The 15,548-nt window shown below is 30.2% G+C and carries 10 protein-coding genes; 7 read left to right on the forward strand and 3 right to left on the reverse strand.

Annotated features, from left to right (window positions below; translation table 11 throughout):
• The first annotated feature begins 180 nt into the window (after positions 1-180).
• On the forward strand, positions 181-594 hold the full coding sequence (locus B2P65_RS01185; RefSeq protein WP_346847299.1) for a hemerythrin domain-containing protein: 414 nt from the start codon (positions 181-183) through the stop codon (positions 592-594).
• A 502-nt stretch (positions 595-1,096) separates the two neighbouring features.
• On the forward strand, positions 1,097-4,540 hold the full coding sequence (locus B2P65_RS01190) for a pyruvate carboxylase (protein WP_346878489.1): 3,444 nt from the start codon (positions 1,097-1,099) through the stop codon (positions 4,538-4,540).
• A 148-nt stretch (positions 4,541-4,688) separates the two neighbouring features.
• On the opposite strand, the gene B2P65_RS01195 is transcribed toward B2P65_RS01190, so the two are convergent.
• The 3 genes from B2P65_RS01195 to B2P65_RS01205 all read right to left on the reverse strand — a co-directional run bounded on the left by B2P65_RS01195 (position 4,689) and on the right by B2P65_RS01205 (position 7,882).
• A complete protein-coding gene (locus B2P65_RS01195; RefSeq protein ID WP_346847301.1) occupies positions 4,689-5,198 on the reverse strand; it encodes a ferritin in 510 nt (169 codons plus the stop codon).
• A gap of 94 nt (positions 5,199-5,292) precedes the next feature.
• A complete protein-coding gene (locus tag B2P65_RS01200; RefSeq protein WP_346879471.1) occupies positions 5,293-6,408 on the reverse strand; it encodes an SLC13 family permease in 1,116 nt (371 codons plus the stop codon).
• 91 nt (positions 6,409-6,499) lie between these two features.
• Positions 6,500-7,882 carry an MATE family efflux transporter gene (locus B2P65_RS01205; RefSeq protein ID WP_346877231.1) on the reverse strand — a complete coding sequence of 461 codons (1,383 nt, stop codon included), beginning with the start codon at positions 7,880-7,882 and terminating at the stop codon, positions 6,500-6,502.
• Between the two features lie 315 nt (positions 7,883-8,197).
• Between B2P65_RS01205 and B2P65_RS01210 the strand changes: the two genes are divergently transcribed.
• From B2P65_RS01210 to B2P65_RS01230, 5 genes are all read left to right on the forward strand, one after another.
• Positions 8,198-8,485, forward strand: coding sequence for a DUF503 domain-containing protein (locus B2P65_RS01210; RefSeq protein ID WP_035131176.1), 288 nt, complete (start codon positions 8,198-8,200; stop codon positions 8,483-8,485).
• 261 nt (positions 8,486-8,746) lie between these two features.
• Positions 8,747-10,474: an ABC transporter ATP-binding protein gene (locus tag B2P65_RS01215; protein ID WP_346877232.1), complete on the forward strand. Its 1,728-nt coding sequence runs from the start codon at positions 8,747-8,749 to the stop codon at positions 10,472-10,474.
• Positions 10,474-12,261 carry an ABC transporter ATP-binding protein gene (locus tag B2P65_RS01220; RefSeq protein ID WP_346877233.1) on the forward strand — a complete coding sequence of 596 codons (1,788 nt, stop codon included), beginning with the start codon at positions 10,474-10,476 and terminating at the stop codon, positions 12,259-12,261. Before B2P65_RS01215 ends, B2P65_RS01220 begins: the two co-directional genes overlap by 1 nt.
• Positions 12,262-12,655: 394 nt before the next feature.
• Complete coding sequence (locus B2P65_RS01225; RefSeq protein WP_346877234.1) at positions 12,656-14,509, forward strand: 5'-nucleotidase C-terminal domain-containing protein; 1,854 nt, start codon at positions 12,656-12,658, stop codon at positions 14,507-14,509.
• A gap of 255 nt (positions 14,510-14,764) precedes the next feature.
• Positions 14,765-15,478, forward strand: a complete 714-nt coding sequence (locus B2P65_RS01230) for a phosphatase (RefSeq protein WP_346877235.1) — start codon at positions 14,765-14,767, stop codon at positions 15,476-15,478.
• Positions 15,479-15,548: the final 70 nt, after the last annotated feature.

A 15,548-nucleotide genomic window follows, 5' to 3' on the forward strand; every position in this document is an offset into this window, starting at 1 on the left:
AGGTTATATCAAAATATATTAAATCTTATATTAATTTAAGATTAATAGATTATTTTGATATGACCTTTTCTAATATTAATTAAAATAGAGGATATATGCTAAAGGTTGTAACAAATGGTACATAACTTCTGTTACATTTTGTTTATAATAAAGGTAGTAAATCAGTAGGGGGGTATTACCATGAATTTAAATAATTTAATGAGACAACACGGAGACATATCAGATGAAATAAGGCTAATAAAAGAAATGATAAATAAAAATGTTATGGCATTAAATGCAATGGAAGCAGCAAGCCATATAAATAAACTCGCAGGGAAATTACAAATTCACTTAACATCAGAGGATAAATTTTTATATCCAACTTTGATTAATGGTAAAGATTTATCACTTAAGAAAATGGCTAATTTATATATGAATGAAATGGGTGAAATTTCACAAGTATTCACTAGTTATAAAAATAAATTTAATACTAAGAATAAAATTGAAGCTAATTTAATGGAATTTGTTGAAGAAACTAAGTGTATATTAAAAGCTATAGAGACAAGGATTACCAAGGAAGAAAATGAATTATATAAAATGATAAATGTTAATTAGCATCATAAATTTTTATATATTTTATTACTAAAAATGGAATTAATTAATATATTATAGGTGGTTTATACAATAAATTAGTTAATATTAAATAAAAATACAATAAATTGATTTAACACAAATAAAATATTTAAAGAATATAAATTCATAAAATATTATCTTGCATAATTAAAAATGTATGATAATATACAATGGATTATAAGCAAAATAGCTAAATACAAGGGTTTGAAGATGATTTAAAATAGTTAGAATAGAATTATTTTAAATCATTTTTTCATTCAAGTCATTATATTTGCAAGTATAAAAATATTAAATTTCAGTTGTACATAATAATTTTATAAAAATGCTATACTTTATAAAAAGTGTGTGATATAATTAAAAACATGTTATTGGAGTCCAATTATTTTTGTTAAAAAAATATATTTTGCATAAACTAAAGATTATATATTGCATAAATTTATAAAGTTTTTAGTTGAAAATAATAAAAGATGGTGGTGTTTTTTATATGACTAAGAAAAAATTCAAAAGAGTATTAGTAGCAAATAGAGGAGAAATTGCAATAAGAATATTTAGAGCTTGTCACGAGCTTGGAATAAGAACTGTTGCTATATATTCTGAGGAGGATAAGCTTTCTCTTTTCAGAACAAAGGCTCATGAAGCCTATCAGATTGGAAAGAATAAAAGCCCTGTTGACGCTTATTTAAATATTGATGAAATAATTAATCTTGCATTAAAAAAGCGTGTAGATGCCATCCATCCAGGTTATGGATTCCTATCTGAAAATCCTGAGTTTGCTAGAAAGTGTAAAGAGGCAGGAATAGAATTTATAGGACCTAAAGCAGAAATGATGGATAGATTAGGGGATAAAATAAAATCAAAAATTGTAGCAAAAGAAGTTGGTGTACCTGTAATACCAGGAGTAGAAAAACCAATTACTTCAGAGACGGAAGCAATTAAATTTGCAAAAGAATGTGGATATCCAATCATGCTAAAGGCTGCTGCCGGTGGTGGTGGAAGAGGTATGAGGATAGTAAGAAAAGAAGAAGAACTTCTTGAGTCTTTTAAAAGTGCTAAAAATGAGGCAAAAAAGGCTTTTGGAATAGATGATATATTTATAGAAAAATATCTAGAAGGACCTAAACATATTGAGATTCAAGTTCTTGGAGATAAGCATGGTAATATAGTTCACCTTTATGAAAGAGATTGTTCAATACAAAGAAGACATCAAAAGGTTATTGAATTTAGCCCAGCAGTATCTCTAAGTGAAGAAAAAAGACAAGTTATCTGTGAAGATGCTTTAAAGATTGCAAAATCTGTAGGATACATAAGTGCCGGAACTTTAGAGTTCTTAGTAGATATACATGGCAATCACTATTTTATTGAGATGAATCCAAGAATACAAGTAGAACATACTGTTAGCGAAATGACTACAGGAATAGATATCGTTCAAAGTCAAATTTTGATAGCACAGGGATATAGTTTAGATTCTAAGGAAATAGGAATCTGTTCACAAGAAGATGTAAAACCAAGAGGTTTTGCAATCCAATGTAGGGTAACTACAGAAGATCCTTCTAATAGTTTTGCCCCAGATACAGGGAAAATAGATGTTTATAGAACAGGTTCAGGATTTGGGATAAGACTAGATGGAGGAAATGGATTTAGTGGTGCTGTAATTAGTCCATATTACGATAGTTTACTTGTAAAAACAACAGCTTATTCTAGAACCTTTGAAGATACAATTAGAAAATCCATACGTTCCATTAAAGAGTTGAATATTACTGGAGTTAAGACCAATATAGATTTTCTAATAAACGTATTAAATAATGAAACCTTTAGAAGAGGACAATGTGATACTAATTTCATAGCAGATAATCCTCAATTATTTGATATAAAACCTAGAACTGATGAAGAATATAAGGTTTTAAAAATCATTGGAGAAAAAATAGTAAATGAAACTAAGGGAAATAAGAGAGAATTTGACGTACCAGTTATTCCAGTTATAGACTCTTTAGAAGGAATACAAGGTACTAAGAAAATATTAGATGAACAAGGTCCACAGGGTGTTGTAAATTGGATCAAGAATCAGAAAAAACTATTAATTACTGATACTACTATGAGGGATGCACAACAATCCTTAATGGCTACAAGAGTGAGAAGTAGAGATATGTTCAACATTGCAAAGGCGACCTCAGCCTATGGAAGAGATTTGTTTTCTCTTGAGATGTGGGGGGGAGCTACCTTTGATACGGCTTACAGATTCTTAAAAGAATCTCCATGGGAAAGACTTGAGGAATTAAGAAAAAGAATTCCTAATGTTATGTTCCAGATGCTGATAAGAGGAGCTAATGGAGTAGGATATAAAAATTATCCAGATAACGTAATAAGAGAATTTATAAGAGAATCTTCAAAGAGTGGTATAGACATATTTAGAATTTTTGACTCACTTAACTGGTTAAAGGGTATAGAGACATCGCTTGATGAAGTTTTAAACTGTGGGAAATTAGCAGAAGTTGCTCTATGCTATACTGGAGATATTTTAGATGTAACTAGAGATAAATATAGTCTTGAATACTATGTAAATAAGGCTAAAGAAATAGAAAAAATGGGAGCTCATATACTTGCTATAAAGGATATGTCTGCATTGCTTAAACCTTATGCAGCTAAAAAACTTATTAAGGCATTAAAAAATGAGATTTCAATACCTATTCATTTACATACTCATGACACTACTGGAAATGGTGTAGCAACTGTGCTTATGGCAGCCGATGCAGGAGTAGATATTGTAGATACAACCTTTAATAGTATGTCTGGTTTAACTAGCCAACCAGCTCTAAACTCTGTAGTAGCAGCTCTTGAAAATACAGACAGAGATACTGGCATAAATGTAAGTGAAATTCAAAAGTTATCAAATTATTGGGATGCTGTAAGACCAGTATATGAACAGTTTGAATCAGGACTTAAGTCAGGTAGAGCAGAAATTTATAAATATGAGATTCCAGGGGGACAATATTCAAACTTAAAACCTCAGGTAGAAAGTTTTGGACTTGGTCATAGATTTGAAGAAGTTAAATCTATGTACAAAGAGGTAAATAATATGGTAGGGGATATAATAAAAGTTACACCTTCTTCAAAAATGGTAGGGGACATGGCTATTTTCATGGTTCAAAATGGATTAACTTCTGAAAATATCTGTGAAAAGGGAAGAAATATGGCTTTTCCAGATTCGGCAGTATCTTATTTCAAAGGGATGATGGGTCAACCAGAAGGTGGATTCCCAGAGGAACTACAAAAGATAGTTTTAAAGGGTGAAAAGGCTATAACAGATAGACCAGGAGAATTATTACCACCTGAAGACTTTAATAAAATTGAAGAATATTTAAAGGATAAATATAAATATACTCCATCTAAAAAAGATGTTATAAGTTATGCTTTATATCCTGAAGTATTTGAAGATTTCTTAAAATTTGTTTCAGAATATGGTGATGTAAGTCGTATGGGTAGTGATGTATTCTTCCATGGACTTGCAGAGGGTGAAACATGTGAAGTTGAAGTTGCAGAAGGCAAGACCCTTATAGTTCAATTTATAGAAATAGGTAAATTAGATTCAGAAGGATATAGAACTCTAGCCTTTGAAATTAATGGAAATAGAAGAGAAATTAAAATTAAAGATAAAACAGCAAGTGCTTTAAAGAGTAATGGTAAAGATAGCTCTATAAAGATGGCTAATGCTGAGGATAAGCTAGAGATTGGAGCGAGTATTCCTGGAACTATAATTAAAGTCTTAGTAGAAAAAGGACAACAAGTTAAAGAGGGAGAAAGCTTACTGACAATAGAAGCAATGAAAATGGAAACTAATATAGTAGCTTCTATGGATGGTACTATTGACTCCATCCTTGTATCAGAAGGACAACAAGTAAAGACAGGACAATTACTAGTAAAATTAAAGTAATAACATCTACTTAATTTGTAGCAAAATAAATTGCCTATAAAAAATTTATATATATTATAAAAGACTTACTTAATGTTTTATCACTAAGTAAGTCTTTTGCATTGTCATTATACTCACTAAATATTATAATGAGTAATTGATTTTCACATTAAGCAGTAGTTGGTGGAGTGAAAACTCTTGTAGCAAGTTCTTCATCTAACATATATAAAGCTGCTGGATTATCTTCAGCTCTTTTAATCTTTTTAAGAAGAGTGTTGAAGGTGTTTTCTTCTTCAACCTGCTCATCTATGAACCATCTAAGTAAGCTTATAGTTGCATGTTCTTTTTCTTCGGAAGCAATATCTGCTAACTTATAAATTCTACTTGTAACTAGTTGTTCATGTTTATAACCAGTTTCAAATACATCTATTATACTTTCATATTTGCCCTCTGGTTTATCAATTTTATCTAATTCAACAACACCATTTTTTTGAAAAATATAGTCATAAAGTTTCATTGCATGGAATAATTCCTCTTGAGCTTGAACTCTAAAGAAATTAGCTATTCCACCTAAATCAACAGATTCAGCATAGGCTGCCATAGCTAAATAAGTGTAAGATGAGTAAAATTCAAAGTTTACTTGGTCATTAAGATTTTTTAATAAATTATCACTTAACATTAGTATACCTCCTTATAATCCTTAGTTTATTGTAGGATTTTAAATATTTAGTACTATTCTACATGATTTACCATAGTTATTCAAATTATAACAACTATAACAATTTAATAATAGGAATAAATATAAAAAGTCCTAAAATATTGTAGAAGGTAAATTTCTTTAAAAACTTACCACTATAGGATTTAAATTCCTTCACATATAACTTAAATGATATAACACTTGCCATAGATGCAATTATTGTGCCCATTCCTCCAACATTAACACCTAGTAAAAGCTCTTTATAATAATTTGTGAAGTTTGCAATGAGCATTGTAGCAGGTACATTACTTATACCTTGACTCAGCAGAATAGATGCAAAGTAAGTATTATTAGCTCTATTTAGTATTTGTGATAAAAAGCTTTTTACAACACCTAGAGAGGAAATATTGCCTATAAATATGAAGAAACCTATAAAAGTAATAAGTAAGGAGTAATCCACTTCCTTTAATAGATTTTTATTGATTATCAAGGTTAATATCAAGGTTACCCCCATGGAAGTTCTATAATCTATAAATCTAAATACAGATAAAATAGCTATAATAAATAAAATAGTAAAAAAAATAATACCTTTTGTGTTGAATCCGGAAATATTATCTAGACTAGGAACCTTAATATTTTCTTTATTATTTATAATTAATATAGTTAAAAATATAATAGCAGTTATAACTAAAGGTAGAGTTATCCTAAAAAAGTCCACAGGAGTTAGATTATAAAAGGAATAAATAAAAAGATTCTGTGGATTTCCCATAGGGGTTAGACTACTACCTAAGTTGGCAGCTAAAGTTTGAAAAATTACTAGTTTTAATGGATTAACCTTAATCTTTTTACTAATTATTATAGTTAACGGTACAAAGGTAAGTAGAGCTACATCATTAGTTACTAACATTGAGGAGAAAAAGGTTATAAATATTAGGGAAAAACATAATGATGTGTAGCTTGTACATTTATTTAATATAGACACTGCAATGAAGTCTAATATCTTTAAATCTTTAAAGGCTGCCACAATAATCATTAAATTTAGCAATAAAAATAAAACCTTAAAATCTATATACTCTATCTTGGGTATAGCTATAAAGGAAGAGAGAATAGCTAAAGTTATAGCTATTACTAATATAGTCTCGGTTTTAAAGAATTTTATAATTTGATTTTTATAAATTTGTACTATTTTCATTTGTATATCTCCATTTTAAAAATTAAGCTATGTATTACTTTGATTATAAATTAATTATTAAGTAAAACATAGCCTAAATATAATTATATATTTAATTAATTGAAGGTTTCCAAGTACCCTTATAATAAAAGTATACAGATAACGCAGTTCCTATTATCCAACCAAGAGGGAAGGCCCACCAGATACCGGAGTATCCTATTATTGAAGCTAAAATGAAGGAAAGGGCTACTCTTAGTATTAAATCAGAAAAGGTGGCAAACATAAAGTCTTTCATAGCTCCAGCTCCACGTAGAACACCATCACATACCATCTTAAGACCTACTACTAAATAAAACGGTGCTAGGGTTCTTAGAAACTCAGTACCCACATTAATTACATCTATGCTCTCACTAGAATCTACAAACAATCCAATTAATTTTGGAGCAAGGATTAAAAATAGAATAAGAATTCCACCACATATACTTAAGGTTATAGCTACTGCAGCTTTATATCCTTCTCTCACCCGGGAAATTTTCTTTGCACCAATGTTTTGTGCAGTGAAGCTAGAAAGTGCACTAGACATAGTACTCATAGAAGTAAGAGCAATGGTATGAACTCTAAAGGCAGCAGAATATCCTGCTACGACTATGGCTCCATAACTATTAACTAGACCTTGTACACAAATTTGACCTACAGATATAAAGGATTGTTGCATTATACTTGGTATGGCAATTCTACTTATACGCTTTAAAATGTAACTACTAAAGTAAGGATACTTTTCAGTGACTTCAATTTTACGTAATCTCATAATAAGGCACACTATAGCTAGTATAGAAGAAAGACCTTGAGCAATAAAAGTAGCCCAAGCAACTCCAGATACACCCATTTTAAAAGTTATAACAAACACTAGGTCTAAAATAATATTAAATATAGAAGAGAAAATTAAAAGATATAAAGGTGTTTTGGAATCTCCTAAACCGTTAAATATGGCGGTGGCAGTATTATATAAAAATAAAAATATAATTCCGCTTATGTATATTTGTAAATAAAGGGCAGAATCAGAAAATATATTTTCTGGAGTATGAAGAAGTCTCATAAGAGGCTTACAAAAAATACTACCCAAGATAGTTAAAATAATGCTAAGACTAGTTAGAGATATTATAGCTGTTGAAATTGCAGATTTCATAGTAGTATATTTTTTTGAACCAAAGATTTGTGCAACTACAACAGAGCATCCCATACTAGAGCCTACAGCTACGGCGATGAATAGTGCAGTTATAGGATAAGAAGCACCTACAGCAGCTAAAGCATTTACTCCTATAAATTTTCCTGCTACAATACTATCCACAATATTATAAAGTTGTTGAAAAAGTGAACTAAGTAACATGGGAAGAGAAAAAGTCCATAAAATTTTAAAAGGGTTTCCAATGGTCATATCAGTGATAGAACTATCTTTAATCTTATTATCCCTTTTAGTGATAGTTTCAGAGTTCATAATAGTTTACCTCCTCAAATGATATAATTATAGATTTTAATCTAAAGTTTATAATTTAAAACTAAGTTTATATATACCTTAAGATAAAAAAATCCCCTTATCATTATAGGATGTATGTAAAAGAAGAGCAACGAAGGATATATATAGGAATATTGTGATAAAATTAGAATAATAGGGTACATTGGAGGTAATTGATTAGATTTGCTCTAGGAGCCTTAATTACAGTAATATCAATGGGTTTACCATGTAAGAACATAACATTATTGAAACTGGAGAAATTAATATAAAATATTAAATCAATGGAGTGATAATATAATGAAAATATTAATAATGCGTGTGACACTAAGAGCTTCGTGGGTACATTCTTTAAAGGAAAAGAGAATGGTGATAAAGAGTTTAATGCAAAGACTAAGAAATAAGTTTAATATTTCTGTTGGCGAAGTTGATGAACAAGATATACATCAAACATTAGTTATAGGTATTGCAGGAGTTTGTGGAACATCAGCTCAGGTCCATTCTACCATGGAAAATATAATAAATTTTATAGAAGAAAATACAGATGCAGAAATAATTAAAATTGAGAACGAGGAAGATGTGTTTTGATGTGGTATTAAATGGTGAAAAATTTTAGAAGATATTAAAAAGGGGAAAGTTGCAACACACATAGAGGAAATAAAATAATAAATATTAATAATTCTTTATGTAATTGTATTCACGGTTATAAATTCCATTGACTTCATAGTTAAGCTGTGGGTATTATGTTCTAATAGTGGTAAATAATTAAAGTTAATTATAGAACAGATAATTAAATTATTAATTTATATTATTAGTATTAAAAAATATTTACAAAGGAGGAATTATAAAATGAAATTAATTTTAAAATACTTAAAAAATTATAAAATGCTTCTTATGATTAATATAATATCAGTATTTGGCTTTGCTTTAGTTGAACTTGGAATACCAACTATTATGGCTAAAGTTATCGACAAGGGAATAGCTAATGGTGATATAGAATATATAAAAACAATGGGACTTATAATTGTAGTTATATCTATAATAGGGGTTTTAGGGACAATATTGTTAGGATATTGTTCATCTAAAATATCTACAAATGTAACTAGAGATATAAGGAATGATATATTTAAGAAATCACAAGAGTTTTCTCATAGTGAATATGATAGATTTGGTATATCATCAATGATTACTAGAACTACCAACGATGCATTTCAAGTAATGCAATTTATAAATATATTACTGAGATTAGCGTTGATTACACCAGTAATGTTTATAGTAAGCTTAGTGATGATACTTAAAACAAGTTCATCCTTATCAAGTATATTAGCTGTTACATTACCATTTATAATTATTGGTGTATTCATAATAGCTAAAATTTCCCATCCGTGGTCAGAGATTCAACAGAAAAATTTAGATAAGTTAAACAGAATATCTAGAGAAAATTTGACAGGAATAAGGGTAATAAGAGCTTTCGGTAATGATGATCATGAAAGAGAAAGATTTGCTAAAACTAATAAGGACTATACTGAGATTTCAAAGAAGATTTTCAAGCTTATGTCTATATCTCAGCCAAGCTTTTTCTTAGTGCTTAATTTAGCAATCATAGCCATATTCTGGATTTCTAGTAGCATGATAAATGTCGGAACTCTTCAAGTAGGACAATTAGTTGCTTTTATAGAGTACTTATTCCATGCTATGTTTTCACTTATGTTATTTTCAACTGTATTTGTTATGTATCCCAAAGCACAAGTTTCATCTAATAGAATACAAGAGCTATTAGATGCTGAACCTATTATCAAGAATCCTGAGAATGGAATCAAGAAAAGTAATAATGAAGGAAATGTAGAATTTAATAAAGTTACCTTTACTTATCCAGATGGAGAAGTACCTGTGCTTAAAGATATTTCCTTTACAGCTAAAAAGGGAGAAACTATTGCGTTTATAGGAAGTACTGGTAGTGGAAAAAGTACACTAATAAACCTAATTCCTAGATTTTATGATGTTACTGAAGGAAGTATAAAGATAGATGGGATAGATATTAGAGAATATGATTTAAAGACTTTACGTAAAAAAATTGGATTTATACCTCAAAAGACTAGGTTATTTACAGGAAGTATAGATACAAATATTAGATTTGGTAAAAAGAAAGCTACTGTAGAAGAGGTTGAATATTCTTCAAAGGTGGCCCAAGCCTATGACTTTATAATTAAAAAACCTAAGAAGTTTGAGGAGTTAATAAGTGAAGGGGGAGGTAATGTATCTGGAGGTCAAAAGCAAAGAATATCTATTGCTAGAGCTATAATAAGAAGGCCTGCAATATATATTTTTGATGATAGCTTTTCTGCCTTAGATTTCAAAACAGATGCTACTCTTAGAGCTAAGCTTAAAAATGAAACTAAAGAGGCTGTAGTATTGATAGTTGCTCAAAGGATAAGCTCTATTATGGATGCTGATAAAATTATAGTATTAAATGAAGGTGAAGTAGTTGGAATAGGAACTCATAGAGAGTTACTGAAAAATTGCGATATATATAAAGAGATTGCATCATCACAATTAACAAAGGAGGAGTTGGCATAATGAAGAAGATTAAAAATACAGTAAGTAAAATTTCTCCCTTTGTAAAACCTTATAAATGGCCTTTTATAGGGGCCATAATATTTGTAATTATAGCAGCGGTCTTTACTGCTCTAGCTCCCATGACAGAAGGATTAATTATAACTCAGCTTACCAAGGATGCCTTTGATATGGCGAAAGGAGTAGCAGGAGCTTCAGTAAACTTTAATTATATAATAAAAATTTTAATAGTTTTAGCCTTTGTATATGTAGGAGGTACAGCATCAACATATGCAGCTAGCTTCATGTTAACTAATGCAATTCAAAATACCATGAGGGATTTAAGAAATGCAGTTCAAGATAAAATTAGAAAATTACCAGTGAGTTACTTTGATAAAAATAGCTATGGAGATGTATTAAGTCGTATTACCAATGATATAGATACTATATCTAATGCATTACAGCAAAGTTTTGTTCAAGTAGTTAATGCAGTTCTTTCATTAACTTTTGCCTTGATAATGATGTTTACAATAAATGTGAAGATGGCACTAGTAGCTATACTTATAATACCTATAAGCTATATGATATCTAGAGTTATAGTTGGAAGATCACAGAAACTGTTTTATAAGCAACAAAAGGCTCTAGGAAACCTAAATGGTAAGGTTCAGGAGATGTATACGGGCTTTAATGAGATAAAATTATATGGAAAGCAAGATGATGTTATAAGAGAATTTGGAGATATAAATCAAGAACTTTGTAGTACTGGATTTAAAGCTCAATTTATATCAAGTATAATGTCACCCCTAGTTTCTCTAGTAAGTTATTTAGGAATTGCAGCCATTGGAGTATTAGGTGCAATTAATGCCATAGCAGGTGCCATTACTGTTGGAAACCTACAAGCATTTATTCGTTATATATGGCAGATAAATCAACCTCTTTCACAGGTAACTCAATTATCCTCAGCTATACAATCAGCTTTTGCTGCAGTTGATCGTGTATTTGAAATATTAAATGAGGAGGAAGAAATTTCAGATAAAGAAGATTCAATAAAATTAGAAAATCCACGTGGTAATGTTATCTTTGAACATGTTAAGTTTGGGTATAGTGACGACAAGCCATTAATAAAGGACTTAAGTGCAGAGGTAAAGAGTGGGCAAATGGTAGCCATTGTAGGTCCTACAGGAGCAGGTAAAACTACTCTTATAAACTTGCTTATGAGATTTTATGATATCAAAGAGGGAGCTATAAAGATAGATGGAGTAGACATTAGAGACATGAAGAGGGAAGATCTACGTTCAATATTTGGAATGGTTCTTCAAGATACATGGCTGTATAATGGTACAATTTACGATAATATAAAGTATGGTAGATTTGATGCTACGAAAGAGGAAATAATAGAAGCTGCTAAGATAGCTAATGTACACCACTTTATAAAGACTCTCCCTGATGGGTATAACATGTTTCTTAATGAAGAAGCATCTAATATATCTCAAGGTGAAAAGCAATTGTTAACTATTGCTAGAGCTATAATATCAGATCCTGCCATATTGATATTAGATGAGGCAACAAGCTCTGTAGATACTAGACTAGAGCTATTACTTCAAAAAGCTATGAAGAATATAATGAAGGGAAGAACAAGCTTTGTTATTGCCCACAGACTTTCAACTATCCGTAGTGCGGATTTAATTTTAGTTATAGATGAAGGTAATATTATAGAGCAAGGAACTCATGAAGAGTTAATGATAAAGGGTGGTTTTTACGAGAAACTTTATAATAGTCAATTTAGAAATAATGAAGAAGTAAGAAGTTAAATAATATTAGAAAACGTCTCTTTTTAAGAGACGTTTTTATATTTTTTTAATATACATATATCACAATATAAAATTAAATATACATTTAATTTTATAGTTTAAGTAACCTAATATCATGAAACCCGCATGAGCACAACAACTAGTTAACTAGGTAAATATTTAAATAGGTTTATAGGTATATATTTAAATAGGAACATAGTTTTATAGCTTCATATTTAAATAGTTTATGGTTAAAATCCTATTGAATTTTATTTTTAATTTAATTATTCTGTAATGACATAAATTACAAGTAAGGAATAAAACTATTGAAAAGTAAAATAATGGGTAATACAATATAAGGTATAAGGAATATAGTTAACTATGTTCCATTAAATTATAATTAGGGGGAAAGGGTATGAAAGAGAAAAAAAGACTTACGGCGTTTATAATGTCATTATTTTTATTTGCAACCTTAGTAATGCCAATAAATATTACTGAGGCATATGCAGAAGATAATGATAAAACAAATAATAGCCAAGCTGTAGCTAGTGACGAAAACAGTATAGAGACACAATTACTAGAGGAGACTAATTTAAGTAAGGTTAACAAGGTAGTTGACATTATAAGTTTTAATGATTTCCATGGCAATGTATTAGAGTCTGGTAAAAACATTGGAGCTGCAAAATTAGTAGGAGTTGTAAATGAATATAAAGCTAAAGCTACTACTGAATATGGTGTTATACCAGTATCAGCAGGAGATTTATATCAAGGGACAGCAATTTCTAATCTTACCACTGGTAAACCAGTAACAGCTATGCTAAAAGCTATGGGACTTGAAGCATCTGCTATAGGTAATCATGAATTTGACTGGGGCATTAATAATATAAATGCTTGGTCAAAAGAAGGTGGATTCTCCTTCTTAGCTGCCAATATAGTTAAAAAAGGTACTGAAGAAAGAGTAAGCTATGCGCAACCATATAAAGTAGTTGAAAGAAATGGAGCAAAAATAGGGTTAATAGGAATTTCTACTCTAGAGACAGCAACTTCTACTTTAGCTGAAAATGTAAAAGATGTAGATTTCTTAGATCCAGTAGATACTGTTGCTAAGTGGAACAAAGTACTTAGGGAAACAGAAAAGGTTGATGCTGTAGTAGTTATAGCGCATGCCGGAGCGTATCAAGATATTAATACAAAAGAAATAACTGGGGAAGCTGCTGATATAGCAAAAGTTGAAGGTGTAGATGCTGTAATTGCAGGTCATAACCATTCTGTAGTTTCAGGCGAGGTAAATGGAGTACCAGTAGTAGAAGGTGGATATAATGGTAGAGCCTTAGCTAAGCTTACATTTACCTTTGATCATAGCAACAAACTTATAGACGTAGAGCCTAGTGTGGATGTGTTTTTAGGTAAAGAGGCTACCCTTCCAGTAGATGAAAATGTATTAAAGGAAGTAAATGATATGAATTCAGGTTTAAGTGAAATATTAGGACAAAAGGTAACTTCACTTAAAGAGCGTTTAAGTCATGATGATAAAAACACTGCAGTAACTCCACTTGGTGTAACTGTAGCAGAAACTATGAGAAAAATAGTAGGAACTGAGATAGCTGTAACTAATGGTGGTGGAATTAGAAGAAGTCTAGAACAAGGAAATGTCACTATTGGTGATATGTACGAAATTCTTCCTTTTGATAACACTATAGTAACTCTTGATGTTAAGGGTTCAGACTTATATGGCATCATAGAACATGGAATTAATACAGAGGGATTTGCATGGGGTCAATATGCAGGTATAAAGGTTTGGTGTAATCCAGAAGATGGCAAAGTTTCATCTATAAGATTAAATGATGGAACTAAAATTGATATGGATAAATACTATTCGATAGCAATAAATGACTTTATGTTAACAGGTGGAGATAAATATGATTTCTCTAATGCTATAAATGCAGTTAACACAAATGTAGTTATGAGAGATGCAATGGCTGAAGACTGGAACCAAAATGGTGTCCCTAAAGTAGATTTTAATGTATTAGTAGCAGGAGAAGATACAACTGTAGATAAGCCTACAGAAGAAAAACCAACAGAACCTAATGTTCCAGAAGAAGAAAATAAGCCATCAACTCCAAATACTAATAATCCAAGTAAACCAAGCAATCCAAGCAAATTACCTCAAACTGGTGCTCCATTAACCCCAGATGCATTTGCAATTATGGGAATTGTGGTAATTGCATTAGGTGGATATATTGCTAAGAAAAAGAAAAAGTCAGCATAATAAATTGTTAAAATTTTTTTAACGAGCTTTAAAATAAAATTTTTTACTTGATATAATATAGATATAGCACGTAGCTTAACAGCGTAAGTTCGATTGTTAAGCTTATGTGCTTTTTATTTTGGAGGTGATTTTCAATATGTGAATAACTCATAGAGCAATACATAGAAAGAATCATCCCTTTTTTATTATGCAGTTTTGGGGTAATATAGAGGATAGTGATAGGACTAAAGAAAAATAAAGTAATGGAGGGATATAATGAAGGCTTTAATGGATTTACATACCCATACTATTTCTAGTGGGCATGCTTATAGTACTTTAAAGGAAAATATTGAGGAAGCTAGAGATAAGGGGCTAAAGGTCCTTGGAGTTTCAGATCATGCTATATCTATGCCAGGTACAGCTCATGAATATTATTTTAATAATTTAAAGGTGATTAAGGATGAAATTATGGAAGTTAGAATTCTAAAAGGAATAGAGGCTAACATAATGGATTATGAAGGTAGAATAGATGTACAAGAGGAGCTGGCACTAGAACTTGACTATGTCATAGCTAGTATGCATCCACCTTGTGTAGCACCAGGAACCATTGAAGAAAATACTAATGCTTTAATAAAGGTTATGGATAATCCTTATGTTAAAATCATTGGTCATCCTGATGATAGTAGATTTCCTTTAGATTATGAAAAAGTAGTATTAGCGGCTAAAGAAAAAAATATGGTTTTTGAAATGAATAATACATCCATATCTCCAAAGAGCTTTAGAAGAAATGCTAGAGAAAATCAAATAACTCTTCTAAACTTATGTAAAGAACATGGAGTTAAAATAATCATGGGCAGTGACGCTCATATTTATTATGATGTAGGAGAATTTTCATCCTGCTATGAGTTACTTAAGGAGATAGATTTCCCAGAGAAACTTGTTTTAAATTTTAATATGGATTCCTTAGAATATATATTAGGAAAAAGATAATATAAGGTGATATATCAACAAAATGTTATAGTTGTGTGGATATATCACCTTTATTAATAATTAATTGTGT

Origin of the sequence: Clostridium sp. UBA3061, from assembly GCF_002367465.1 — a bacterium.
Classification (GTDB): Bacteria; Bacillota; Clostridia; order Clostridiales; family Clostridiaceae; genus Clostridium_J; species Clostridium_J sulfidigenes.

Coding starts and splice junctions, on each gene's coding strand:
- B2P65_RS01220 (WP_346877233.1), top strand. CDS start 10,474: ATGAAGAAGATTAAAAATACAGTAAGTAAAATTTCTCCCTTTGTAAAA.
- B2P65_RS01210 (WP_035131176.1), top strand. CDS start 8,198: ATGAAAATATTAATAATGCGTGTGACACTAAGAGCTTCGTGGGTACAT.
- B2P65_RS01185 (WP_346847299.1), top strand. CDS start 181: ATGAATTTAAATAATTTAATGAGACAACACGGAGACATATCAGATGAA.
- B2P65_RS01200 (WP_346879471.1), bottom strand. CDS start 6,408: ATGAAAATAGTACAAATTTATAAAAATCAAATTATAAAATTCTTTAAA.
- B2P65_RS01225 (WP_346877234.1), top strand. CDS start 12,656: ATGAAAGAGAAAAAAAGACTTACGGCGTTTATAATGTCATTATTTTTA.
- B2P65_RS01190 (WP_346878489.1), top strand. CDS start 1,097: ATGACTAAGAAAAAATTCAAAAGAGTATTAGTAGCAAATAGAGGAGAA.
- B2P65_RS01230 (WP_346877235.1), top strand. CDS start 14,765: ATGAAGGCTTTAATGGATTTACATACCCATACTATTTCTAGTGGGCAT.
- B2P65_RS01205 (WP_346877231.1), bottom strand. CDS start 7,882: ATGAACTCTGAAACTATCACTAAAAGGGATAATAAGATTAAAGATAGT.
- B2P65_RS01195 (WP_346847301.1), bottom strand. CDS start 5,198: ATGTTAAGTGATAATTTATTAAAAAATCTTAATGACCAAGTAAACTTT.
- B2P65_RS01215 (WP_346877232.1), top strand. CDS start 8,747: ATGAAATTAATTTTAAAATACTTAAAAAATTATAAAATGCTTCTTATG.